This is a genomic window from Ruegeria sp. CDSB029 (assembly GCF_059611125.1).
The window spans coordinates 221,652-246,131 of record NZ_JBXWOX010000004.1 but is presented as its reverse complement, the minus strand read 5'-3'; the positions used below and the strand labels follow the sequence as shown (position 1 = coordinate 246,131).

At 58.5% G+C, this 24,480-nt stretch carries 27 protein-coding genes; 6 read left to right on the top strand and 21 right to left on the bottom strand.

Annotation, left to right across the window (positions count from 1 at the left end):
- Window positions 1–31: 31 nt before the first annotated feature.
- From nuoF to AC2FI8_RS07085, 17 genes are all read right to left on the bottom strand, one after another.
- Window positions 32–1,330, bottom strand: coding sequence for an NADH-quinone oxidoreductase subunit NuoF (gene nuoF / locus AC2FI8_RS07165; RefSeq protein WP_058274474.1), 1,299 nt, complete (start codon window positions 1,328–1,330; stop codon window positions 32–34).
- A 12-nt stretch (window positions 1,331–1,342) separates the two neighbouring features.
- On the bottom strand, window positions 1,343–1,564 hold the full coding sequence (locus AC2FI8_RS07160) for a DUF5337 domain-containing protein (RefSeq protein WP_058274396.1): 222 nt from the start codon (window positions 1,562–1,564) through the stop codon (window positions 1,343–1,345).
- Between the two features lie 34 nt (window positions 1,565–1,598).
- A complete protein-coding gene (gene nuoE / locus AC2FI8_RS07155; protein WP_496778101.1) occupies window positions 1,599–2,705 on the bottom strand; it encodes an NADH-quinone oxidoreductase subunit NuoE in 1,107 nt (368 codons plus the stop codon).
- Complete coding sequence (locus AC2FI8_RS07150; RefSeq protein WP_282119181.1) at window positions 2,705–3,181, bottom strand: hypothetical protein; 477 nt, start codon at window positions 3,179–3,181, stop codon at window positions 2,705–2,707. The genes nuoE and AC2FI8_RS07150 overlap by 1 nt, the downstream gene beginning before the upstream one ends.
- Entirely contained in the window at window positions 3,178–4,401 is a 1,224-nt protein-coding gene (locus AC2FI8_RS07145) for an NADH-quinone oxidoreductase subunit D (RefSeq protein WP_472723305.1), read from the bottom strand. The genes AC2FI8_RS07150 and AC2FI8_RS07145 overlap by 4 nt, the downstream gene beginning before the upstream one ends.
- Window positions 4,401–4,532 (bottom strand): hypothetical protein, encoded by a 132-nt coding sequence (locus AC2FI8_RS07140; protein ID WP_255415356.1) that lies wholly within the window; start codon window positions 4,530–4,532, stop codon window positions 4,401–4,403. Before AC2FI8_RS07140 ends, AC2FI8_RS07145 begins: the two co-directional genes overlap by 1 nt.
- Before the next feature lies 1 nt (window position 4,533).
- Entirely contained in the window at window positions 4,534–4,707 is a 174-nt protein-coding gene (locus AC2FI8_RS07135; RefSeq protein WP_058274391.1) for a hypothetical protein, read from the bottom strand.
- Window positions 4,707–5,312, bottom strand: a complete 606-nt coding sequence (locus AC2FI8_RS07130; RefSeq protein WP_496768035.1) for an NADH-quinone oxidoreductase subunit C — start codon at window positions 5,310–5,312, stop codon at window positions 4,707–4,709. The genes AC2FI8_RS07135 and AC2FI8_RS07130 overlap by 1 nt, the downstream gene beginning before the upstream one ends.
- Before the next feature lie 11 nt (window positions 5,313–5,323).
- Window positions 5,324–5,857, bottom strand: coding sequence for a NuoB/complex I 20 kDa subunit family protein (locus AC2FI8_RS07125; RefSeq protein ID WP_037307875.1), 534 nt, complete (start codon window positions 5,855–5,857; stop codon window positions 5,324–5,326).
- On the bottom strand, window positions 5,848–6,213 hold the full coding sequence (locus AC2FI8_RS07120) for an NADH-quinone oxidoreductase subunit A (protein ID WP_058274389.1): 366 nt from the start codon (window positions 6,211–6,213) through the stop codon (window positions 5,848–5,850). Before AC2FI8_RS07120 ends, AC2FI8_RS07125 begins: the two co-directional genes overlap by 10 nt.
- Before the next feature lie 188 nt (window positions 6,214–6,401).
- On the bottom strand, window positions 6,402–7,190 hold the full coding sequence (locus AC2FI8_RS07115; protein WP_496778099.1) for a crotonase/enoyl-CoA hydratase family protein: 789 nt from the start codon (window positions 7,188–7,190) through the stop codon (window positions 6,402–6,404).
- A 9-nt stretch (window positions 7,191–7,199) separates the two neighbouring features.
- Window positions 7,200–8,054, bottom strand: coding sequence for a hydroxymethylglutaryl-CoA lyase (locus AC2FI8_RS07110; RefSeq protein ID WP_496778097.1), 855 nt, complete (start codon window positions 8,052–8,054; stop codon window positions 7,200–7,202).
- 66 nt (window positions 8,055–8,120) lie between these two features.
- Complete coding sequence (locus tag AC2FI8_RS07105; RefSeq protein ID WP_496778095.1) at window positions 8,121–10,049, bottom strand: acetyl/propionyl/methylcrotonyl-CoA carboxylase subunit alpha; 1,929 nt, start codon at window positions 10,047–10,049, stop codon at window positions 8,121–8,123.
- A 3-nt stretch (window positions 10,050–10,052) separates the two neighbouring features.
- Window positions 10,053–10,478, bottom strand: coding sequence for an ASCH domain-containing protein (locus AC2FI8_RS07100; protein WP_496778093.1), 426 nt, complete (start codon window positions 10,476–10,478; stop codon window positions 10,053–10,055).
- A gap of 1 nt (window position 10,479) precedes the next feature.
- A complete protein-coding gene (locus tag AC2FI8_RS07095; RefSeq protein ID WP_496738001.1) occupies window positions 10,480–12,084 on the bottom strand; it encodes a carboxyl transferase domain-containing protein in 1,605 nt (534 codons plus the stop codon).
- Window positions 12,081–12,881 carry a hypothetical protein gene (locus AC2FI8_RS07090; RefSeq protein ID WP_496778091.1) on the bottom strand — a complete coding sequence of 267 codons (801 nt, stop codon included), beginning with the start codon at window positions 12,879–12,881 and terminating at the stop codon, window positions 12,081–12,083. Before AC2FI8_RS07090 ends, AC2FI8_RS07095 begins: the two co-directional genes overlap by 4 nt.
- On the bottom strand, window positions 12,871–14,334 hold the full coding sequence (locus AC2FI8_RS07085) for an AMP-binding protein (RefSeq protein WP_496778170.1): 1,464 nt from the start codon (window positions 14,332–14,334) through the stop codon (window positions 12,871–12,873). The genes AC2FI8_RS07090 and AC2FI8_RS07085 overlap by 11 nt, the downstream gene beginning before the upstream one ends.
- Window positions 14,335–14,539: 205 nt before the next feature.
- Between AC2FI8_RS07085 and AC2FI8_RS07080 the strand changes: the two genes are divergently transcribed.
- Window positions 14,540–15,145, top strand: a complete 606-nt coding sequence (locus tag AC2FI8_RS07080) for an OmpW/AlkL family protein (RefSeq protein WP_496778089.1) — start codon at window positions 14,540–14,542, stop codon at window positions 15,143–15,145.
- A 54-nt stretch (window positions 15,146–15,199) separates the two neighbouring features.
- Here the strand turns inward: AC2FI8_RS07080 and AC2FI8_RS07075 are convergent, their stop codons facing one another.
- The 3 genes from AC2FI8_RS07075 to AC2FI8_RS07065 form a co-directional block, all read right to left on the bottom strand.
- The gene (locus tag AC2FI8_RS07075) at window positions 15,200–16,363 is read right to left on the bottom strand and encodes an isovaleryl-CoA dehydrogenase (protein WP_496778087.1); all 1,164 of its coding nucleotides are present in this window, start codon (window positions 16,361–16,363) and stop codon (window positions 15,200–15,202) included.
- A 156-nt stretch (window positions 16,364–16,519) separates the two neighbouring features.
- The gene (locus tag AC2FI8_RS07070; RefSeq protein ID WP_496778085.1) at window positions 16,520–17,710 is read right to left on the bottom strand and encodes a DegT/DnrJ/EryC1/StrS family aminotransferase; all 1,191 of its coding nucleotides are present in this window, start codon (window positions 17,708–17,710) and stop codon (window positions 16,520–16,522) included.
- Window positions 17,711–17,749: 39 nt separating this feature from the next.
- Window positions 17,750–18,421 (bottom strand): HAD-IA family hydrolase, encoded by a 672-nt coding sequence (locus tag AC2FI8_RS07065; RefSeq protein WP_109310446.1) that lies wholly within the window; start codon window positions 18,419–18,421, stop codon window positions 17,750–17,752.
- A gap of 133 nt (window positions 18,422–18,554) precedes the next feature.
- Between AC2FI8_RS07065 and glmU the strand changes: the two genes are divergently transcribed.
- The 4 genes from glmU to AC2FI8_RS07045 are packed head-to-tail and all read left to right on the top strand — an operon-like array spanning window position 18,555 to window position 22,978.
- Complete coding sequence (gene glmU, locus AC2FI8_RS07060; RefSeq protein ID WP_496768018.1) at window positions 18,555–19,910, top strand: bifunctional UDP-N-acetylglucosamine diphosphorylase/glucosamine-1-phosphate N-acetyltransferase GlmU; 1,356 nt, start codon at window positions 18,555–18,557, stop codon at window positions 19,908–19,910.
- Between the two features lie 3 nt (window positions 19,911–19,913).
- Entirely contained in the window at window positions 19,914–21,737 is a 1,824-nt protein-coding gene (gene glmS / locus AC2FI8_RS07055; protein WP_496754938.1) for a glutamine--fructose-6-phosphate transaminase (isomerizing), read from the top strand.
- A 3-nt stretch (window positions 21,738–21,740) separates the two neighbouring features.
- Window positions 21,741–22,283 carry a pyridoxamine 5'-phosphate oxidase family protein gene (locus AC2FI8_RS07050; RefSeq protein WP_496724457.1) on the top strand — a complete coding sequence of 181 codons (543 nt, stop codon included), beginning with the start codon at window positions 21,741–21,743 and terminating at the stop codon, window positions 22,281–22,283.
- Window positions 22,284–22,291: 8 nt separating this feature from the next.
- On the top strand, window positions 22,292–22,978 hold the full coding sequence (locus AC2FI8_RS07045; RefSeq protein ID WP_496768015.1) for a DNA alkylation repair protein: 687 nt from the start codon (window positions 22,292–22,294) through the stop codon (window positions 22,976–22,978).
- Here AC2FI8_RS07045 and AC2FI8_RS07040 read toward each other — a convergent pair.
- Complete coding sequence (locus AC2FI8_RS07040) at window positions 22,966–23,382, bottom strand: hypothetical protein (RefSeq protein ID WP_496738010.1); 417 nt, start codon at window positions 23,380–23,382, stop codon at window positions 22,966–22,968. The genes AC2FI8_RS07045 and AC2FI8_RS07040 overlap by 13 nt on opposite strands.
- Window positions 23,383–23,472: 90 nt before the next feature.
- Here AC2FI8_RS07040 and moaA point away from each other — a divergent pair, with 90 nt between their 5' ends.
- On the top strand, window positions 23,473–24,480 hold the full coding sequence (moaA, locus tag AC2FI8_RS07035; protein ID WP_109310462.1) for a GTP 3',8-cyclase MoaA: 1,008 nt from the start codon (window positions 23,473–23,475) through the stop codon (window positions 24,478–24,480).

Sequence of the window (24,480 nt, the reverse complement as noted above, 5' to 3'; positions counted from 1 at the left end):
TTTGGGTTTGATCCGATATCCCGCAACTTGATCACTCCGCCGCCATCGCGCCCATACGGCCCGATTTCTGGGCCTTGATACGGTCTTCAATCTCTTCGCGGAAGTTGCGGATCAGGCCCTGGATCGGCCAGGCTGCCGCATCGCCCAAAGCACAGATTGTGTGGCCTTCGACCTGCTTGGTCACGTCAAACAACATGTCGATCTCTTCCAGTTCGGCCTCACCCCGCACCAGACGGTCCATCACGCGCATCATCCAGCCGGTGCCTTCGCGGCAAGGAGTACACTGACCACAGCTTTCATGTTTGTAGAACTTCGACAGCCGCCAGATCGCTTTGATGATGTCCGTGGATTTGTCCATCACGATCACCGCCGCCGTCCCAAGGCCCGAGCCCAGATCATTGCGCAGGTGGTCGAAATCCATGATGGCGTCGCGCATGTCTTCACCGCGCACACAAGGCACTGAAGAACCACCGGGGATCACCGCCAGCAGGTTGTCCCATCCACCGCGAATGCCGCCGCAATGCGTTTCGATCAGTTGCTCAAACGGGATCGACATCGCCTCTTCTACTACGCAGGGATTGTTTACGTGGCCCGATATTGCAAACAGTTTGGTGCCCGCGTTGTTTTGGCGGCCAAAACCGGCAAACCAGTCGGCACCACGCCGTAAGATGGTCGGCACAACGGCGATAGACTCCACATTGTTCACGGTGGTCGGACAGCCATAGAGGCCCGCCCCCGCCGGGAACGGAGGTTTCATACGCGGCATGCCCTTCTTGCCCTCAAGGCTTTCGATCAGGGCTGTTTCCTCACCGCATATATACGCCCCGGCCCCGTGATGCAGAAACAGGTCGAAATCCCAACCCGACCCAGCAGCGTTCTTGCCCAGCAATCCCGCATCATATGCCTCATCAATTGCGGCCTGCAGTGCCTCACGCTCGCGAATGTACTCACCACGCAGGTAGATATAGCAGGTATGCGCATTCATCGCGAAAGACGCGATCAGGCAGCCTTCGATCAGCGTATGCGGATCGTGGCGCATAATCTCACGGTCCTTGCAGGTGCCGGGCTCGGATTCGTCCGCGTTCACCACCAGATAGGCCGGACGACCGTCGCTTTCCTTGGGCATGAACGACCATTTCAGACCGGTGGGAAAACCCGCACCGCCGCGACCGCGCAGGCCCGAGTCCTTCATGGTCTGGATGATCCAGTCACGCCCGTTCCCAATCAGGCCAGCTGTGCCGTCCCAATGCCCGCGGGTCTGCGCGCCTTTCAAAGTGCGCTCATGCATCCCGTAGATATTGGTAAAGATCCTGTCCTGATCCTTCAGCATCATGTCTTACCTTCAGCTGTCCTGACGCATGCGCCAGAGTTGAAAAATGTTCACGCCCGCATAGATGAAACCCGCCAAAGCGGCGAAATCAAACAGCAGCGCATAGCGCCCGGGCAATCCCAGTGCCGGGCCGATGAACAACGAAATGGCAAGCCACAACAGCATGGTCACCGCGATGACCACCCCGATATGTCGGCCCTTGCGGGCCATGGCCTGTTCTTTTTCTTTGTCCATCTCACCTTGATGCCCCGAACGGGCACCGTCCTATTCAGTCTTGGTAGGTGCCGTCTTCTTTGGCACGTTTTGCAAATTCGGTTTCTTCGCCTGTCGCCAGTAGGGCTGCTTGTCCGATCCAACCGTCCCGCTCGATCCGGCCCTTGAACTTCAGCCGCGCATCTACCCAGGCCACCTGTTCCTGCGTCCATGCAGCGATCTGGTCGAAGTGGAAAAAGCCAAGTTCGTTCAGCGTCTGTTCAAGCTTGGGCCCGACCCCTTTTAGCATCTTGAGGTCGTCCGCTTTGCCATCCCGCGCGGCGGTCAAAGTTTCGGGCTGATCCTCTTTGATCAGCGCCTTCTTTGCCTCTTCCGCCTGCTTCACGGCGGGTTTGGCGGGTGCCGGCGCCTTTGGTGGCTTTGGAGCGGCCTTGGTCGCCGCAGCCTTGCCGTCTTTGCCCAGCCATGGCGTCAGGATCGGAACCTCGGTCCCGTCGATGCGCTTGACCGTATCACCAAGATCTTCGGCCAGTTCAACACTGGCATTGTACTGCGGTTTTCCGGCATCGTATTCCGTGAGGCTGGTCAGACCGCTTAGCGGTTCTGCCGCGTATCTGCCATTCTGCGGACCCGGAGTCGGCACCTTGCCGGCGGCCAGATCGTCAATGATCTTGCCAAAACTGTCAGCGGTCAGATCTTCGTAATAGTCCTTGCCGATCTGCGCCATCGGCGCATTGGTGCAGGACCCAAGGCATTCCACCTCTTCCCAACTCAATTTGCCATCAACTGAAAGCTCATGCGGTTTGGCAGCGATCTTTTCCTTGCAAACCGCGATCAGATCTTCAGCCCCGCAGATCATGCAGGAGGTAGTGCCACACACCTGAATATGCGCGACAGTGCCAACCGGTTGCAGCTGAAACATGAAGTAGAACGACGCAACCTCGAGCACCCGGATATAGGCCATGCCCAGCATGTCGGCGACAGATTCAATCGCGGGACGGCTCAGCCAGCCTTCTTGTTCCTGCGCGCGCCAAAGCAGCGGGATAACCGCGCTGGCCTGACGGCCGTCAGGGTATTTGGTGATCTGTGCTGTGGCCCACTGCTGGTTGGCAGCAGTGAAGGCAAAGCTTTCAGGTTGTTCTGGGTGCAGACGGCGCAGCATTAGCAGGCATCTCCGATCACGATAATATAGGGGTCTTCCTGATGCGCGCGGCCTTGATTGACAAGGCGGGCAATCAGATCAGGCGTTTCGGCCTGAGTAAAACCGGCGGGGCGCAATTTGATCTGAGCTTCTTCGTCGACCATGCGGCACCCGTTCAGACGCACAAAATCATAAAGTGCATCGGCACGGCCCGCCGTGTCCTCTGGCGCAAGCCCATGCGCACCGCAGATCGCCGGAGCAATTTCGAATGTCGCACCGTCCAGCCCGGCCACCCCCTGTTCAGCCCAGGAATTAATCACAGCGCTGACATCTTCGGGTCGCAGGTCATGGGCAGAAAAGGCTTCCTCGGCGCGCGATACATCCAGCCGGCAGCCGTTTTCGCGCATCACCTCAAGCACTTTTGCCGTCGGATGGGTCGAGGCGGCCTGCAACGGTGTGGCGGCTGCTAGCGCCAGGATCAAAACAAGGCGTCTCACCGGTCAATCTCTCCGAACACGACATCCATTGTCCCGATGATCGCGGCCACGTCTGCCAGTTGGTGACCCCCGGCGATATGGTCCATGGCTTGCAGGTGCAGGAAACCCGGCGCGCGCAGCTTGGCGCGGTAGGGTTTGTTGGTGCCGTCGGCGACCAGATAGACGCCGAACTCACCCTTGGGGGCCTCGACGGCGGCATAGACCTCGCCTGCGGGCACGTGGAAGCCTTCGGTGTACAGCTTGAAGTGATGGATCAGGCTTTCCATCGAGGTTTTCATGTCCGAACGTTTCGGCGGAGTGATCTTGCCGCGTGCCAGGACGTCACCGGGGCAGTCACGGATTTTGACAATGGCCTGCTGGATGATCGACAGCGATTGACGCATCTCTTCCATTCGGACCAGGTAACGGTCATAGCAGTCACCGTTTTTGCCGACGGGGATCTGAAACTCGAACTCGTCATAGCATTCATAGGGCTGCGCGCGTCGCAGGTCCCATGCCAGACCCGATCCACGCACCATCACGCCCGAGAAGCCGTATTTCTGGATATCTTCCTCGGTCACGACACCGATATCGGCATTACGCTGTTTGAAGATGCGGTTTTCGGTCAGCAGACCGTCGATGTCATCGAGAACGGCAGGGAACTCATGGCTCCATGCCTCGATATCGTCCAGCAGTTCCGGCGGCAGGTCCTGATGGACACCGCCGGGTCGGAAATAGGCCGCGTGCAGGCGGGCACCGCAGGCACGCTCGTAGAACACCATCAGCTTTTCACGCTCTTCAAAGCCCCACAGCGGCGGAGTCAACGCGCCAACGTCCATCGCCTGTGTCGTCACGTTCAGGAGGTGGTTCAGAATACGCCCGATCTCGGAATACAAAACCCGGATCAACGAGCCGCGACGCGGCACCTCGACGCCGGTCAGCTTTTCGATGGCCAGACACCAGGCGTGCTCCTGGTTCATTGGCGCCACATAATCCAGACGGTCGAAATACGGCAGGTTTTGCAGATACGTTCGGCTTTCCATCAGCTTTTCGGTGCCACGGTGAAGCAGGCCGATATGCGGGTCACAGCGTTCAACGATCTCGCCGTCCAGCTCGAGCACAAGACGCAAAACCCCGTGCGCCGCAGGGTGTTGCGGGCCGAAGTTGATGTTGAAATTGCGGATCTTCTGTTCTCCGCTCAGCGCGTCAGTGCTGCCGTCATCGTATCTTGAGCCGTCCATCAACGCCCCCGTTTCTTTTTCGCATCAGCCCGAACCCGGACCTTTTCCGCTTCGACAGCCTTGGCCGCAGCCCCTGCCAGCAAGACCCCCAGCGCACCCAAAGCGATCAGTTCCCCCAGCAGCATCAGCATCTTATCGGCGCTCCAACTCTTGTAGTTTCAGCCCGACCCACCACAGCAACGCGATCGTGCCGAATGGAACCAGACAAAGAAGGCACCAGAATTTATTGATCCCGAAAAACGGCAATATCTTCACCATCGGGATGATGGTCAGCGCAGACAGGATCAGCCACCAAATGCCACCCATTATTCAGCCTCCTGCTTTTCATCACCCGGCAGTATGTAATTCGCGCCCTCCCACGGGGACATGAAATCGAACTGACGGTATTCCTGGACTAGCGACACCGGCTCATACACAACCCGCTTTTGGGCCTCGTCATATCGAACTTCGGTGTATCCTGTGGTTGGGAAATCCTTGCGCAGCGGATAGCCACGGAATCCATAGTCGGTCAGGATGCGCCGCAGATCCGGGTGGCCTGAGAACAAGATGCCGAACATGTCGAACACTTCGCGCTCAAACCAGTTGGCCGATGGATGTACGTCCACGATTGAGGGCACCATGTCCTCTTCGCGGATCGAGACCCGCAGGCGGATGCGCTGGTTCTGATACATCGACAGGAAGTGATAAACCACGTCAAAACGCTTGGCCCGTTCCGGGTAGTCGACGCCGGTGATATCGACGAGCGTGGAAAACTGGCAGCTGCGGTCAGACTTCAGGAATTCAATGAACTCCACAACGTTCGACAGCGCCACATCTACAGTCAACTCACCATGGGTTACGTCCCAGGACAGAACACAATCAGTTCGCTTCAACTCCAGCTGGGTGCCGAGTTCTTTGAGTGCTTCGCTCATCAACCCCCTCCTCAGCGCACGATGGTGCCGGTACGGCGGATTTTGCGTTGCAACTGCATCAGACCGTACAACAGCGCCTCAGCGGTCGGTGGGCAGCCGGGGACGTAGATGTCCACTGGAACAATACGGTCGCAGCCACGCACGACTGAATAGGAGTAGTGGTAATAGCCGCCGCCATTGGCGCATGAGCCCATTGAGATCACATAGCGCGGCTCGGGCATCTGGTCATAGACCTTGCGCAGTGCCGGTGCCATTTTGTTGGTCAGGGTGCCTGCCACGATCATCACGTCTGACTGACGGGGGGAAGCACGGGGCGCGATGCCAAACCGTTCCGCGTCGTAACGCGGCATCGAGGTGTGCATCATCTCAACCGCGCAGCAGGCCAGACCGAAAGTCATCCAGTGCAACGATCCGGTGCGGGCCCAGTTGATGATGTCCTCGGTCGAGGTCAGCAGAAACCCTTTGTCCTGCAGCTCGGCATTCAGGGCCTGGGTGGCGACTTCTTTGTCGACGCCGGCGGTGTTTGCACCCGTCATCACTCCCATTCCAGGGCCCCCTTCTTCCATTCATAGGCAAAGCCGATGGTCAGAACGCCCAGGAACACGATCATGGACCAGAAGCCAACATCGCTGATGTCCTTGAAGCCGACAGCCCAGGGGAACAGAAACGCGATTTCCAGGTCGAATATGATGAACAGAATCGCGACCAGATAGAACCGGACGTCAAACTTCATCCGCGCATCATCGAACGCGTTGAAACCACATTCATATGCGCTGACTTTCTCGGGGTCGGGATTGCGGACCGCCAGAACGACTGCCGCCAGAATCAAAACGATTCCAAGGCCCACAGCTACGGCCAGAAACACCAGAATCGGGAGATACTCCCGCAATAGGTCTTCCACGTACAGCTCCTTTCCTGCGCATACCCTTAAAGGGAGCGCCGTCAATTGGCGTGTTGACTGGACATTCTCTATCCCTGCGGGGTCAGAGGGTCAACCGAACACAAACGCACAGGGGGTTAATATTCGACTTATCGAAGCTCTGTCACGGAAGGCCACCCACACAATCGCGTCCACTTCACAAGTGGCGCCTAAACCTTACTAATCCATGCAGGTTTTCTTTTTTCAAAGAATGCGCCGATTCCCTCCTTGGCCTCTTCGGTTTCCCACCTGTCAACCAGCTCGCGGATCGTGTGGTCGATCACGGCATCGTCAATGCGCGGCCCCAGCTGGCGAACCAATTGCTTGGCCGATGCCACCGCGCCGGGTGCACAGGTAAGATAGGGCAGGACTTCGGCCTCAACCGCATCATTCAGGTCGGCAGCGGGCACAATTCTGGCCAGCAGGCCCAGCTCTACCGCTTCTGCGGCTTCGAAGACCCGGGCCGACATGAACACGCGCCGCGCGCGGGCTTCGCCCATGCGGGCGATGACATAGGGGCCAATCGTGGCAGGGATCAGCCCCAGCTTGGTCTCTGTCAGCCCCATTTTGACCGTGTCCGCTCCGATCGCTACGTCACAAACCGACGCCAATCCCACACCGCCGCCAAAGGCATTGCCGTGGATCGCGCCAATTAGCGGTTTGGGCAACGTGTTCAGCGCCTGCAACATTTCGGCCAGCTTACGCGCCTCGACAAACCGGGTCTCGGATTCTGCCGCCATCTGAGATTGCATCCACCCCAGATCACCGCCAGCACAAAAGCTTTTGCCCGCACCGGTCAGTACAACAACACGCACTCCGTCGTCGCTTCCAAGCTGGTGCGCGGCTTGAGTAAGATCGGAGATCATTTGCGCCGACATGGCGTTGTGCTTGTCGGCACGGTTCAGGGTCAGAGTGGCCACACCACGCGCGTCCGTGGTCACCGCAATCGTTTCAAACATGTCTGCTCCTTACTGGGATCGCATGGCGCGTGCCATCTGCGCGGCCTCTTCGATGACCGCAAGGTCGAGGCCAGTCTGATATCCAAGCCGCTCCAAATGAGCCACAACAGCTTCGGTGGCGACGTTTCCGGCAGCGCCCGGCGCGTAAGGACACCCACCCAAACCTCCAACGGCGCTGTCGAACACCCGAACGCCCAGCGCCAGCGCAGCGTCGATATTGTCGATGGACCGTCCGTTGGTGTCGTGGAAATGCCCCGCCAGCCGCGTCATCGGAACGCGTTCGCGCACGGCCAGCAGCATATGGGCAATGGTGTCGGGCGTGCCCTGCCCGATCGTGTCCCCCAGCGATACTTCGTAACATCCCAACGAGAACAGCCGGTCCGCAACTTCAGCCACTTTCTCAGGCGGCGTTGGTCCGTCATAGGGGCAATCAGTCACGCAGGACACATACCCACGTACCGGCAGGTCGATGTGGCGCGCAGCTTCAAGAATCGGGGCAAAGCGGTCGATGGATTCTTCAATAGTCGCGTTGATATTGGCTTTTGAGAACCCTTCCGAAGCCGAAGCGAATACCGCGATCTCATCCGCCTTTGCGGCCAAAGCGTCTTCGTATCCCTGCATATTCGGTGTCAGCGCTCCATACCGGACGCCGTCGGCCCGTTTGATCCCGGCCAACACGTCCGCGCTGCCCGCCATTTGCGGCACCCATTTTGGCGAGACAAAACTGGCCACTTCGATGCGGTTGAAACCAGCCTTGCTCAGGCAATCGACCAGCGCCACTTTTTCCGCCACGACAATTTCGCGCTTTTCGTTTTGCAGACCGTCGCGCGGACCTACTTCGAAGATTTCAACCCGTTCACCCATTGCTGTGTCCTTCTCTGATTGCCGCATTCGATCCGACTGTGCCACGTTGTTCGAGAAGGGGACAGTTCATTCCTCCTCCAGCCGGACCAACGCGGCCCCAGCCTCGACCTGCGCCCCGGCATCCGCCAGCACTTCGGCAACGATGCCGTCACGGGCGGCCAGCAGGGAATGTTCCATTTTCATGGCCTCAAGGATTGCCAGCCGGTCGCCTTCCTGCACGGCTTGACCCACCTGCGCAAAGACAGCTTTGACCAGACCCGGCATCGGGGCCTCAATCACATTGGTGTCGCCAGCGGCACCGGCATCGCGGTCCAATGGATCAACAATTTCCAGGACTTGACCATAGTTTTCAAAAACTGTGACCTGCGAACCCGAGACAGACACGCGCGGCATAGGGGCTCCGTCGATCATCCAACCGCCCGGACCGCGCTGGGCAAGGATCGTTTGCTCTCGGACCTGCCAGACCTGACGGTTCTGACCTTCTACCTGAACGTCCAGATCAATATCATCACCTGCCCGCAACTGGACCGCGCGATGCAGAGGGGCCCATAGCGAAAACCCTGTTTCCTCATCTGTATCCACCAGATCCAAAGCCGTCATCGCGGCCGCGACGATCGAAGACGCCGGGATCGGCTCTGCACGGGCCAGCACATCCAGATCGCGACCAATCAGGCCAGTATCAACATCACCGACGGCAAAGCCCGGATGCCGCGTCAGTGCGCCCAGAAAGCCAAGGTTCGTGACTGTCCCCGCAACCTCAGTGCCTTTCAGGGCGCGATGCAATTGTTCCAATGCGACAGCGCGTGTGGGGCCGTGCACGATCACCTTCGCGATCATCGGATCATACCAGGGGCTGATCGTATCACCCGCACGCACGCCGCTATCTGCGCGGCATGCCGCCGGAAATCGCAGATGGGTCAGTGTACCGGTCGCCGGCAGAAAGCCCTTTGGCACGTCCTCGGCATAAAGCCGCGCTTCGAAGGAATGGCCTGAGATCGACAGGTCACTCTGCTGCTTCGGCAGGCTCTCGCCCGCTGCAACACGCAACTGCCATTCGACAAGGTCCACGCCGGTGATCGCCTCGGTCACCGGGTGTTCAACCTGCAAACGTGTGTTCATCTCCATGAACCAGAACCGGTCCGGACGCAGCCCGTCCGAGGTATCCACGATAAATTCAACCGTCCCCGCGCCTTTGTAACCAATGGCCTCGGCGGCACGCACGCCCGCCTGCCCCATCGCCTCGCGCATCTCAACGGTCATGCCGGGGGCCGGAGCTTCTTCGATCACTTTCTGGTGCCGCCGTTGCAGCGAGCAGTCGCGTTCAAACAGATGCACCGCATGGGTGCCGTCGCCAAACACCTGAACCTCGATATGGCGGGGCTTGGAGACGAATTTCTCGACCAGAACAGCATCATTGCCAAAGGCGGTGCGGGCCTCACCCCGGGCGCTGTCCAATGCCTCGGGAAAGCCTGCGGGCCGCTCGACCAGCCGCATGCCTTTGCCACCGCCACCCGCGACGGCCTTGATCAGGACCGGATAGCCAATCGTGTCGGCCGCACCCGCCAGATGCTCGGGGTCCTGATTGTCGCCGTGATACCCCGGAACAACCGGCACGCCCGCCTGCTCCATCAATACCTTGGCCGCGTCTTTAAGACCCATCTTGCGGATCGCATCCGCCGAAGGGCCAATGAAGGTCAGGCCAGCCGCCTCGACCGCATCCACGAAATCGGGGTTTTCCGAGAGAAATCCATAACCCGGATGGATCGCCTGCGCCCCGGTATCGAGCGCGGCTTGAATGATCACGTCGCCCTTGAGATAGCTCTCAGCCGGTGCCGCACCACCAATATGAACAGCTTCGTCCGCCATCTGCACATGCCTGGCCGACGCATCAGCATCAGAAAACACAGCCACGCAAGTTACACCCATTTTCTGAGCGGTTTCCATCACCCGGCAAGCAATCTCGCCCCGGTTGGCAATCAGGATTTTATTGAACATAGTTTAGCCCTTATCCACCAGGTCTTCGATCAGGCGGAACCGTTCGCAAAGCAATTCCATCTCGGGATCAAACCCGCCGTTACGCTCAAAGTAACGCCGGTGATCCTCGCGCCACCCGTCTAACGTTTCGTTTTCACCTTCGGCCAAGGCGAAGTCTTCGGTCATGTCACAATAGCGGCAAATCGAAACCTCGACCGTCTCAATCACCAATGCGGGACGATCATCCCATTCAAGGGCAATATCGCGCCGCCCAACAACCGGGGTATCAAGGCTGCCTTCGGGATAATCGCGCAGTGCGCCGCAGGTTGCCGTTTTTTGCCCCGCCCGAACCAGCGCTAAAAGCTCGGCACTCAGGATTGCACTGTCGCCGAATTTGAACGTCTGTGCATCGGGATAACGCGCTTTTACTATTTCCAGGTCGGTGCTCATCTTACATCCTGAACACGCCAAAGCGTGTCTCCTCAATCGGCGCATTCAGTGCCGCGTTCAACGACAAGGCCAGCACGTCCCGGCTTTTGCGCGGGTCGATAATTCCGTCGTCCCACAGCCGCGCTGAGGCATAGAGCGGATGGGATTGTTCTTCGAACATCTCTAGCGTGGGGCGCTTGAATTCGGCCTCTTCTTCCGCCGACCAAGTTCCGCCCTGGCGTTCAATCCCGTCGCGTTTTACGGTGGCCAGAACACCCGCCGCCTGCTCTCCACCCATCACGGAAATGCGCGAGTTTGGCCATGTCCACAGGAACCGCGGTTGGTAGGCCCGGCCTGACATGCCGTAATTCCCCGCTCCGAACGAGCCACCCACCAGCATCGTAATTTTGGGCACATTGGTCGTCGCGACCGCAGTCACCATCTTGGCCCCGTGCCGCGCAATACCTTCGTTTTCGTATTTGCGGCCCACCATGAAGCCGGTGATGTTCTGCAGGAATACCAGCGGGATTTTGCGCTGCGAGCACAGTTCGACGAAATGCGCGCCCTTCTGCGCCGCCTCGGAAAACAGCACGCCGTTATTGGCGATGATCCCGACCGGGCAGCCTTTGACATGAGCGAAACCGGTCACCAGCGTTTCACCAAAGCGCGGCTTGAATTCGTCAAAGCGCGAGCCATCGACCAACCGCGCGATCACCTCGCGAATGTCATAGGGCGTGCGCAGATCGGCGGGGACGACGCCCAGAATTTCTTCGGGGTCATAGGCCGGATCCTCGGGGTTGGCCCAATCCACCGTCTGTGGCTTGCGCCGGTTCAGCGATCCGACAGCCCGCCGCGCCAAAGCCAGCGCGTGGGCGTCATCCTCGGCCAGATAATCAGCCACCCCGGACAGGCGCGTATGGACATCTCCGCCCCCCAGATCTTCGGCGCTGACCACCTCACCCGTCGCGGCCTTAACCAAAGGTGGTCCGGCCAGAAAGATGGTGCCCTGTTCCCGGACAATTATTGTTACATCCGACATCGCGGGCACATAAGCTCCACCTGCCGTACACGACCCCATCACCACAGCGATTTGCGGGATGCCCTTCGCGCTCATCCGCGCCTGATTATAGAAGATGCGGCCAAAGTGATCGCGATCGGGGAACACCTCATCCTGATTGGGCAGGTTCGCGCCGCCACTGTCGACCAGATAAATGCACGGCAGTTGGTTTTCTTCAGCAATCTCTTGCGCGCGCAGGTGCTTTTTGACTGACATCGGATAATAGGTGCCGCCCTTCACGGTGGCATCGTTGCACACCACCATGACCTCTTGCCCCTGCACCCGGCCAATCCCTGCAATGACCCCGGCACAGGGCGCAGCGTCGCCATACATCCCGTGCGCCGCCGTCGCGCCGATCTCAAGGAACGGCGACCCCGGGTCCAGCAAGTTCGCCACCCTACGCCGCGGCAGCATCTTGCCCCGCGATTCATGCCGTGCGCGGGATTTCTCGCCTCCGCCCATGCGTGCGACGTCGGCGGCGTCGGCGATTTGCGCCAACGCGTCGAGATGAGCCGCGCGGTTTTGTTGAAAACCTTGAGACGAAGGCAGAGCAGCAGATTGCAGCTTCATTCAGAGTACTCTCTTATCAAGTCGCGAAATGGATTCTCACCCGAGCCAAGTTCCTGCAAAAGCTCGCCATAGCCTCGGGATACGTTTTGAGGGCAGACAGCGTTCAGCTTTTCGATCTCTGGATCCTCAGAAATCGTGTCAACGCCCATCAGCGGGTAAATCAGGTAATAGTCGAACGGCAGCATCTCAGCAGCACGTTCAATAGAGGCTTGCGCACTTGCCTGGTCACCGCGACACAAATAGGCAAGCGCAAGAGTATGGAACGCACTTTCCAGCCCCTCAAAGTCGCTCTCGACTTCGTACTGATGCACCGCGAGGTTAAGCCGCCCGATGACCTGGGCATCAAAGAATGCATCGTCTCCGCGGGCCTCCGGCAGGAACATCGAGACGTATGCGAGGTATTCATCATGCCAACCGTCGGTCTGCATTTCGGTACTGAATACATCTTTAAGCAACCGGATTTCCGGTTCGTATTTCAAGGTGTTATCTGACTGCGCAACCGCGTCCAAATAGTTGTCATAAAATGCAATTTTGCGTTTGTTGTCGCCTTCAAGACCGGAAATTCTATCGCTGATCAGCTTGAGTTCTGAGATGGCCTCGTCCGGATAGCCATAATAAACCAGAAGGTCAGCCAGTTGCAGTTGCTCAAGTATGACAACCTTGTTTTCGACCGCGTTATCGATCGTGTCCTGCATCCAGTTTTCGAAATACGCCTTGCCTGCCCATACAGCGCCAATGACCGCAATTGCGGTGGCGCTAAATTCAATTCCCGTTCTGACGCTGGATTTATCCGGCATGACATTCCTCCTCAGACGCGCGACGTTTCAATTCCTTTCGGATTACTTTTCCGGTCACGGTCAAAGGCAACTCTTGCACAAAAGCCACTTCACGAGGGTAAGAATAATGCGCAAGGCGAGATTTAACCCAGTCTTGCAACTCTCGTTCCTCAGCCTCAGCATTCGGTTTCAACACCACATATGCCTTGACGATCTCGGTCCGCAGCTTGTCAGGTTTTCCGACCACACCGACCGTCGCCACCGCCGGGTGGGTCAGCAGGCAATCCTCGATCTCTGCCGGGCCGATACGATAACCGGACGAGGTGATGACATCATCGTCGCGCCCTACGAAACGCAGGTACTCACCCTCCCAAACGCCACGGTCGCCGGTGATCAGCCAGTCGCCACGAAACTTCTCAGCCGTTGCCTCGGGTCGGTTCCAATATTCCAAAAGCATTGAGGCCGAGCCTCGCCGGATGGCCACGTCACCCTCATCAGCGGTCCGGTTACCGTCCTCGTCGATCACCGCAATTTCGTGGCCCGGGACCGGTTTGCCTATGCAGCCGGGCCGCACCGGGAAGTCATCTGAGCAGGAAGAGACAACCATGTTGCATTCGGTCTGCCCGTAGAATTCGTTGATCGTCAGACCAAACGCCTGTTGCCCCCAGGCTAACATCTCGGCCCCCAGCGGCTCCCCTCCCGACGCTACAGAGCGTAGCCCGGAAATCGCCTGATCTGAGGCCTTGAGCATCCGAAGGGCCGTTGGGGGAAAGAACACGTTCCGCACACTGCCGCGCGCGATCACATTGGTGCAGGCTTCGGGGGTGAACTTGTCCAGCCGGGCCGCCACAACCGGAACGCCCAGCGCAAGACCAGGCATCAGCACATCGAACAACCCACCGATCCAGGCCCAATCGGCCGGTGTCCAGAGGCAGTCGCCCTCTTGCAGGTTGTTATGGCTAATCGAAACCCCCGGCAGGTGGCCGGTCAGCACCCGGTGGCCATGCAACGCGCCTTTCGGGCTGCCCGTGGTCCCGGACGTGTAGATCAACACCGCCGGATCCTCTGGCCCGGTGTCGGCAAAAGGCACAACGCCCCCGTCTTCACCAATCTGGTCCGCCATGAGCGGTTCTGCCAAGTTGCCTACCAGCGTCGCGCCGTCCGGGTCGGTCAGCACAACCTGCGCCCCGGCATCACCCACTCGGGATCGCAAAGCATCCTGCTTGAACAGTTTGAACAAGGGAACCGAGATGGCGCCGATCTTCCAGATCGCCAGATGCGCCGCCGCACACCACGGTGACTGGCTGAGCAGCACGCCCACGCGATCCCCCGGCTGCACTTTCTTCGACAGTGCGCGCGCGATGCCGTCTGTCATTTCAGCAAGCTGCCCGTAGGTGACGCGCCGCTCTTCGATTCCGGTCAAGTCGATCACTGCAACCTGATCCGGTGCGTGATCAAGACACTGGCGCGCCATGTTCAAACGAGATGGCACGTCCCAGCCCCCCGCTGAACGCAAACCCGGTATGCGATTAGCTTCTGGCACGCTGCAATTCCCTTATTTTCAAGGGCCTTACCGGAGAAGCCTCCGATGACCCCGTCACACAAACTTGATGCAGATCAGAGTGCGCGGACCGCGCGGCTGTCAATTCGATCTCATCAACTGAACCAAAGGCAAGACCATGACCAACAAACTCGCCGCTTTGACACTTTCCACCGCGCTGGTGGCGCTTGCCGCCCCCGCCTTTGCCCAATCGCAGGGGGATTGGACCGTCGGTGTCGGTGTCGGTTACCTCAACCCCAAATCCGACAATGGCACGTTGGCCGGACAAAAGGCCGAGATCGACGCGGACACCCGCCCGATCTTCACCGCCGAGTATTTCATCCGTGACAATCTGGGCATCGAACTGCTGGCCGCGACACCGTTCAAGCACACTGTGACCTTGGGCGGAAGCGCCGAGGCCGGAACCGTCAAGCACCTGCCGCCCACCTTGTCGCTGAACTATCACTTCCCGACCAACATCGCATGGAAGCCCTATGTCGGCGCCGGTCTGAACTACACCATCTTCTTCGACGAGAAATCCGCACTGGGCGATCTGAAGGTTGATGACTCTTTCGGTGTCTCGCTGCAGGCCGGTCTGGACTACATGGTCTCGGACAATGGTGCTGTCCGTCTGAACGTACGTTGGTTTGATATCGATACTGACGTTAAACTGAACGGAACCAAGATTGGCAAAGCCGATATCGATCCCTTCCTTGTCGGTGTATCCTACGTTCATAAGTTCTGATCCTTACAAGGAAAGCGCTTCGCAGTTCCCTCGTCTGCGAAGCGTTTTCTTCTCTCAGCGCATCTCGTTCATCAGTTCACGCCCGATCAACATCCGGCGGATTTCGCTGGTGCCCGCGCCAATCTCCATCAGCTTTGCGTCGCGGAAGATTCGGCTGACCGCCGAGTCGGACAGAAAGCCCGCCCCGCCCATCGCCTGAACGGCCTGGTGCGCCTGCGACATGCCCTGTTCTGAAGCATAAAGACAGCACGCCGCCGCATCCTGACGGGTTACATCCCCCCGGTCACAAGCCTTGGCAACCTCATAGACATAGGCCCGCGCCGAGTTCATCGCGGTGTACATATCGGCGATCTTGCCCTGCATCAGTTGAAAGCTGCCGATCGGTTTGCCGAACTGCTTACGCTCGGCCAAGTAGGGCATGATCTCATCCAGACAGGCCGCCATGATGCCGGTCCCGATCCCGGCCAGAACCACACGTTCGTAGTCCAGCCCGGACATCAAAACCGCAACGCCTTTGCCCTCTTCGCCCAAAACGTTTTCGAACGGCACCTCGACATCTTCAAAGATCAGCTCGGCCGTGTTCGACCCGCGCATCCCCAGCTTGTCGAAATGAGGCGAGGTCGAGAAGCCCTTCATCTCTTTTTCAATCAGAAACGCGGTGATGCCCTTCGATCCGGCCTCCGGGTTGGTCTTGGCATATACGACCAGCGTATCCGCGTCCGGCCCGTTGGTGATCCAGTATTTGTTGCCGTTCAACCGGTAGTGATCATTGCGTTTTTCAGCACGCAACTTCATCGACACAACGTCGGATCCGGCGGAAGCCTCGGACATGGCCAACGCACCAACATGTTCGCCCGAGATCAGGCGCGGCAGGTATTTCGCCTTTTGCTCGTCACTACCGTTCAGCTTGATCTGATTGACGCACAGGTTCGAATGCGCGCCGTAAGACAGAGAGACCGAGGCTGACGCACGCGCAACCTCTTCCACCGCAACGGTGTGGGCCAGATAGGACATCCCTGCCCCACCGTATTCCTCGGACACAGTGATGCCGAGCAAACCCAGATCGCCCATCTCTTTCCAAAGCTCGTTTGGAAATGCGTTCGAGGCATCGATGTCAGCCGCCATCGGCTTGACCCGCTCCTGCGCCCAACGGTGCACCATTTCGCGCAGGGCATTCACGTCCTCGCCCAAATCAAATTGCATGGCCGCCGTGAACATAAGCGATCTCCTCTTTCGCATTAATGAACAGTTGTTCAATAAATAGCAGCGAATCTGAATTGGGTCAACGACGGCGTCCCAAAAACAAACCGCCGCCCTGATCGGGGCGGCGGTTTCATACAAATAACGCGTGCGCGTCGCGCGCACTCGATTGGATTACGACTGAAAGACAGCGCTGACTTCGGACCGAATGATCCGTGCGATCAGCGCGCAATCATCAAGCGAAAAGGTTAAGGGAACGCGCATGTCGACAATCCCGGCGAGGATTCGATCACTTTTGGGCATCGGCGCGCTGTCGGCATATCGCCAGCTGTCGTAGCGCGACGTAAAACCGCTCGGCTCGGCCCCGCCGAACCACTTAAGTTCGACCCCGCGTGCCGCGCATCGCTGGATAACCTCGTTTACCCGCTCTGCCGACCAATCGAGCAGCAGGAACTGGATCGAGGAACCGACAAACGTCTCGGCCTCTGGCCGGTCAACAACGCTCAGACCCGGCGTATCGCGCAGGCCTTTTTCGATTTCGAAATAGCGCTCGTTCCAGCGTTCGATCTGCCGATCCAGATCGCGCAATTGCGGGCGAAGGATTGCGGCCCGCAGATTGTCCATCCGACCCGAGACATTCGGGGTGTGATATTTGATCCGCTCGAACACCTCGGGGTCTGGTGCCGCCAAGTGCCGTTCGTAGAGCATATATGACCCTGATAACATCGTCGCCTTCGCCGCCAGCTCCTCGTCATCGGTGACCAGCAATCCGCCCTCGCCCGAGTTGACGTGTTTGTAAGTCTGGCAGGAATAGCAGCCAATCGCGCCTTGCCGGCCCGAAACCTGCCCACGCCATGCAGCGCCCATTGTGTGGGCGCAATCCTCGATCACCGTGACACCTGCGGCATCGCACATCTGCATCAGCCGATCCATGTCACACAGATGGCCACGCATATGGCTCAGCATCAAAACGCGGGCCTGATCCAGTTTGGTTTCGAGATCGTCCAGATCAATCGTAAGGTCTTCGGTCACGCCCACAAAAACCGGGCGCGCACTGACCGAAGCAATAGATCCGGGCACAGGTGCCAGAGTGAACGTGTTCGTCAGCACCGGGTCCCCCGGTTTGACCCCCACGGCCCGCAGCGCCGTTGCCATCGCATAGCCGCCCGAGGACACGGCCAGACAGTATTTGGCACCTGTCTGGCCGGCAAATTCCTGTTCCAGCAAGGCGGTTTCGCCCAATTCGCCAGGTACGACGTTATAACGATGCAGACGCCCGTGGCGCAGTACGGCCAGAGCGGCCTCAACCGCCTCTTCTGGGATGGGTTCCTGCTGGGTGAAACTGCCAGTGAATATCTCGGTCATAAGAGTGTTCTGGTCCTGCAAAACGTTCGGGTCAAGGGATTACGCGGCCAAGCCAATCAACTCTGCAACCAATTCTGGCAAATCATGGAAATGGTGCAGCAGAGCTTCGGGTTCCAGCGCGGCCATATCATCGCCGGACGGGCCGAAGGTAACCAATACCGACGGCACACCCGCGGCACGGGCCGTGTTTCGGTCAGTGTCGGAATCGCCTATCAGAACACATAAATCAGGATGACCACCCGCCCGGCGTGCAGCTTCGCGCAACGGCTCCGGATCAGGCTTGCGCACCGACAGCGTGTCTGCACCAACTAAAGAGGCAAACAGGTCACGCACTCCCATCTGCGTGAGCAACTGATGGGCCAAGGCTTCAGGCTTATTGGTACAGATGCCAACCCCGTAACCTGCGGACTTCAACTTTTCCACTGCGTCCAGCGCGCCAGGGTAGAAATGGGTATGCGTGTCGATATCGTCGGAATACGCTTCAAGCAGCATCGGGTAGTAGTCTTGAACCGTTGCATCGTCATAAGCGCCCACCCGTTTCAACCCATGGGTCAGCATCATTCGGCCACCGCGCAGCGCAACGCCCGCATCTTCGCCGTGAACCAACACATCCCCATGCCCCATATGCCGAAAACAGTGGTTGGCGGCGGCCAGCAAATCGCCCGATGTATCGGCCAAGGTCCCGTCCAGATCGAAGATAACCGTACGCATTTTGCCCCCTAATTCGGCGAGACTTCGCCATAAGTGTTGCAAACGGCAATCTTGTTTGATGCCCGAACCGCTTGCGACTTTGAACTCAGCGGATAAAACGGGCCGCAACAAAACACAAAGAGAAATCGTTTTTATGACCATCGCCCTTGTTATCCTTGCCGCCGGAAAAGGCACCAGGATGAATTCGGATACCCCGAAAGTTTTGCACCCGATTGCCCAAACGCCGATGTTGGTGCACGCGATGCGCGCCGGTGCGGTGCTGTCACCCGAACGAACCGTTATTGTCACTGGTCACGGCTCTGAGGAGGTTGCTAGGACCGCCACTTCCGAGGATGAAGCCGCGCAGATTGTCGTTCAGAAAGAACAGCTTGGAACAGCGCATGCAGTTGCGCAGGCGCGGGATGCACTGGCCGATTTCGATGGCGATGTGATCATCCTTTACGGCGACACGCCCTTTATCGACCCCAGAACACTGGAGCGTATGATTGAGGCGCGCGCATCCTTTGATCTGGTCATGCTGGGCTTTGATATTGCCGAAGTTCAGCCCCGCTATGGCCGATTAATCATGGATGGCGAAAAACTGGTCGAAATCGTCGAGTACAAAGACGCAACCGAAGAACAGCGCACCATACGCTTTACCAACAGTGGATTACTGGCCTGCAACGCAAAAGTACTGTTCGAATTGATTGACGCGGTCGGCAACGATAACGCCTCGGGTGAATACTACCTGACCGAAATCGTGGCACTGGCAAATGCGCGCGGTCTGTCGGCAACTGCCATCAAATGCGATGAGGCTGAAACGCTGGGCGTGGACTCTCGTGCTGATCTGGCTGCGGCCGATGCCGAGTTTCAGACCCGTGCGCGCAATGAGTTGTTGGCTTTGGGCGTGACGCTGATGGCCCCCGAAACGGTTTATCTGTCCGCTGACACGATCGTAGGTCGAGACACGGTGATCGAACCCAACGTCGTCTTCGGCCCCGGCGTTACCGTCGAAAGCGGCGCGACGATCCGTGCATTCTCACATCTGGAAGGCTGCCATGTTAGCCGCGGCGCCATCGTCGGCCCCTACGCGCGCCTGCGCCCAGGTACAGAACTGGCCGAAAACACCCGTATCGGCAATTTCGTTGAGACAAAGAATGCCCAGATCGCTGAAGGCGCTAAGGTCAACCACCTCAGCTATGTCGGCGACGCCTCTGTTGGAGCGTCGACCAATATCGGCGCGGGGACGATCACCTGTAACTATGACGGCGTGATGAAGCACCAGACGACCATCGGAGAGAACGTCTTTATCGGCTCCAACACTATGCTAGTTGCCCCCGTTTCTGTCGGTGACGGCGCGATGACCGCAACAGGTACAGTCGTCACGCGGGATGTAGAACCCGACGCGCTGGCCGTGGCACGTGCCAAGCAGGACAACAAGCCCGGCTATGCGCGCAAATTGATTGAGATGTTGAAGGCGAAGAAGGCTCGCCGCAACAAGGGAGCCTGAGTTATGTGTGGAATTGTAGGTGTACTGGGTGAGCATGAGGCCGCGCCAACTTTGGTCGAGGCGCTAAAACGTCTTGAATATCGTGGCTATGACAGCGCCGGAATTGCCACGGTCAATGGTGGTACGCTTGGACGTCGTCGGGCGGTCGGCAAGCTGGTCAACCTAAGCGATCTGCTGGTGCACGACCCGCTGCCCGGTAAATCCGGTATTGGTCATACCCGTTGGGCTACCCATGGCGTACCGTCGGTGACCAACGCGCACCCGCATCAGGCCGGCCCTGTGGCGGTTGTTCATAATGGTATCGTCGAAAACTATCGTGAGTTGCGGGCAGAACTGGCCGAACATGGCATCGGTTTCGCGACCGAGACGGACACCGAAACCGTCGCCCTGATGACGGAGTATTACCTGAAGACAGGCCTGTCGCCGGTTGAGGCCGCCTTTAAGACCATCGATCAGCTCGTTGGTGCGTTTGCGCTGGCCTTTCTGTTCGACGGTCAGGACGATCTGATCGTCGCCGCGCGCAAGGGATCACCTTTGGCTATCGGTCACGGAGATGGTGAGATGTACGTGGGCTCAGACGCCATTGCGCTGGCCCCGCTTACGGATCGCATCACCTATCTTGAGGAAGGCGACCGGGCTGTTCTGACCCGAACCTCTCTGGAAATCCGCAACGAAGCCGGTGAATTGGCTAATCGCGAGACTCGCCAGATCAAACTGGACCACACACAGACCGAAAAGAACGGCCATAAACACTTCATGGCCAAGGAAATTGCCGAACAACCCATCGTGATTGCCGACGCGATCCGGTCATACCTGCCAAGTGGTGGTGATCAGGTAGTTCTGCCTGGCGCCGATCTGGATTTCACCAAACTGGATCGTTTGACCATGGTGGCCTGCGGTACCGCATTTTACGCCTGCCTGACGGCGAAGTACTGGTTCGAGCAATTGGCCCAAATGCCCGTCGAGGTCGATATCGCCAGCGAGTTCCGCTATCGCGAACCTCCGATCACGGGGCGCACGATGGCGCTGTTCGTCAGTCAGTCGGGTGAAACTGCCGACACTCTGGCGGCACTGCGCTATTGCGAAGGCAAGGCGGACAAAATCGTCTCGGTCGTCAACGTCCCCGAAAGTTCGATCGCCCGCGAAAGCGATATCGCCCTGCCCATCCATGCAGGCGTTGAGATCGGCGTGGCTTCGACCAAGGCGTTCACGTGTCAACTGAGCGTTCTGCTGATGATGGCGCTCAAGGCGGCTGCGGATCGTGGTACGCTGACCGACGACGAGCTGGCCGACCACTATGCTGCGCTACGCGGCCTGCCAACGGTGATGAATGCAGCGCTGGATCAGAATCCGGCCATCAAGACGTCCGCACAACGCCTGTCCGAAGCCCGCGACGTTCTGTTCCTGGGTCGCGGCCTGATGTATCCGCTGGCGATGGAGGGGGCGCTGAAGCTCAAGGAAATCAGCTATATCCACGCCGAAGGTTATGCTTCGGGTGAGCTGAAGCACGGACCGATCGCCCTGATCGACAAGAATATGCCTGTGGTGGTCATGGCCCCGCGCGACGCCGTGTTCGACAAAACGGTGTCGAACATGCAAGAGGTGATGGCGCGCAAGGGCAAGGTCATTCTGGTCTCGGACGATGACGGGATTGCCGAGGCTGAAGATGGCGTCTGGAGCATCATCCGGATGCCGCATGTCCACCCCAGCCTGGCGCCGATCCTCTACTCGGTCCCGGCGCAACTGCTGGCCTATCACACGGCGGTGGCCAAAGGCACGGATGTAGACCAGCCGCGCAACCTGGCAAAATCGGTTACAGTGGAGTGAGACATGGCCAAGCAATTTCCGGAACTGGACGACGGGCAGCGTAAATTCATCGAAGAACAGCACATGTTCTTCGTCGGCACTGCGGCACCCAACGGACGGGTCAACATCTCGCCCAAGGGCATGGATTCGCTGCGCGTTCTTGGCCCGAACCGGATTGCCTGGATGAACCTGACCGGCAGCGGCAACGAAACCGCCGGTCATCTGCTTGAAGCGAACCGCATGACGCTGATGTGGTGTTCGTTCACGACCCGCCCCATGATCCTGAGAACGTATGGCACCGCGCGCACGCTGCATGTGGGGGATGAGGGCTGGGATGAATTGGCTGGCCTGTTCCCCGATCACCGTAGTGCGCGTCAGATCTATGATCTGGATATCGATGTGGTCCAGACTTCGTGCGGCTATGCCGTGCCGTTCATGGAATATCAGTCCGAACGCGACACGATGCAGAAATGGGTCGATGGCAAGTCCGACGAGCAGATCCAATCCTACTGGGTTGAAAAGAACCATCAGACCATTGATGGCAAACCCACGCGCACCCGACCCTGAGTTTATTGATGATTGAAGCCTATCTGGACCAGATCAAAGCCCATTCCGATCCCGAGCGCGCCGAACAAATGGCGGCCTACCACAAGGCCGACCGCCCCCATCTGGGCGTGGCAAACCCGATCCTGAATGATCTGACCAAAACCTGGCGACAGGAGTTGGATTTGGCAGCGCGCGTCGAACTCGCAGATGCGCTGTGGCAAACCAATATTCACGAAGGACGTCTTGCCGCCGCAAAACTGCTGACACAGGCGCGCATCCGACCGGATGATACCGTTTGGGACCTGCTGCAAAGCTGGTTGCCGGATTTTGATGCCTGGGCCGTGGCGGATCACGCCTGCATGGCGATGCAAAAGCGCCTGTCAGCCGACCCTTCGCGGCTGGATCAGGTGGAAAGCTGGACAAAATCGGACCACATGTGGACCAGGCGCGCGGCGCTGGTGGCGACCCTGCCCTGGACCAAACAGAACCACCCCAAACCGGAAGACCTGCAACGCCGAGACCGCATTCTGGGCTGGGCTGCAGGCTATGTGCCCGACCGCGACTGGTTCATCCAAAAAGCCGTCGCTTGGTGGCTGCGCGAATTGTCCAAGCACGACCCGGACCGGGTCATCGCCTTTTTGAAAACACGCGGCGACGCGATGAAGCCATTTGCGCGAAAAGAGGCCGGCAAGTATTTGAAAGGTCAGTTGGAATAAACTTCCAGCTCAACCAGTTCATCAAATGGCAGCAGCAGGGCCCGCATCGCATCCAGCGAAAGGCGGCTGCCGCCCCCGGTTGGCCCGGATGCCGGAATCAGCGTGATATAGGCCTGCGCGCCCGTCCGCGGTACAACCACGCGCCCGGTGAATTCAGTCTCCACTAAAGACGTTTCCAGCCAACGGCCGGGTGTTGTGGGGTCTCCCAGACCGGCAATCGTGGTTTTTGGACCAACCCAACCAGTGGCGGCTACCGCGACAGGCTGCGGCTCGACCACCTCTTCTACAACGGCGGGTTCTGCCTCTTCAGGGGGCTTGTCACCACCAAAGACACGATCGGTGGTCGACCGCACGGTGTCACATCCCGCTACCAGAACACAAAAAGCCAAAAGCGCATATCTCATGACGCAAACCTAACCCCCTGCGTGCATCTGTTCCAGCGCAAAGCGCAGTTCGCCCTTGTCGGAGGGCGGTTGCAGCTTTACCTATGTCGCATGACAGCTCCGCTTATCGACCCGTTCGCACGTGCCATCACCTATCTCCGCGTTTCCGTTACGGATCGCTGCGATTTCCGCTGTGTCTATTGCATGTCCGAGGACATGACCTTTCTGCCAAAGAAAGACCTGCTGACACTGGAAGAACTTGACCGCATGTGCTCGACCTTTGTGAACATGGGCGTGGAAAAGCTGCGCATTACTGGCGGCGAGCCACTGGTGCGCCGCAATATCATGACGTTTTTCAATTCGATGACCCGTCATCTAGACAGCGGCGCCCTGAAAGAGCTGACGCTGACCACCAATGGCTCGCAACTGCACAGATTTGCCGATGATCTCTACGCTGCCGGTGTTCGTCGCGTGAACGTATCGCTGGATACGCTGGACGAAGACAAATTTGCCAAGGTCACCCGTTGGGGACGCCTCAAGCAGGTGCTGAACGGGATCGACGCCGCGCAGAAAGCGGGTCTGCGGGTAAAGATCAATGCGGTCGCCTTGAAAGGGTTCAATGAACCCGAATTGCCAAAGATCACCGAATGGTGTGCCGAGCGTGACATGGATCTGACCTGGATTGAGGTCATGCCCATGGGTGATATAGGAAACGAAGACCGCCTGGACCAATACTGGTCTCTCGAAGATGTGCGCAAGGAATATGAAAACCACTATTCCGTGACGGATCTGGCCGAACGTACCGGTGGACCTGCGCGTTATGTACGGCTTGAGGATACGGGCCAGAAAATCGGCTTTATCACACCGCTGTCGCATAACTTCTGCGAAAGCTGCAACCGCGTGCGCCTGACCTGCACCGGTGAGCTGTACATGTGCCTTGGGCAAGAGGATATGGCCGACCTGCGCGCGCCGCTGCGCGATCATCCCGACAGTGATAAATCATTGGAAGAGGCAATCAGGTCCGCGATCACCCTCAAGCCCAAAGGGCATGATTTCGACTATTCCCGTCAGGCGGTCGACGGCCAGATGAGCCGCCACATGAGCCACACGGGCGGCTAA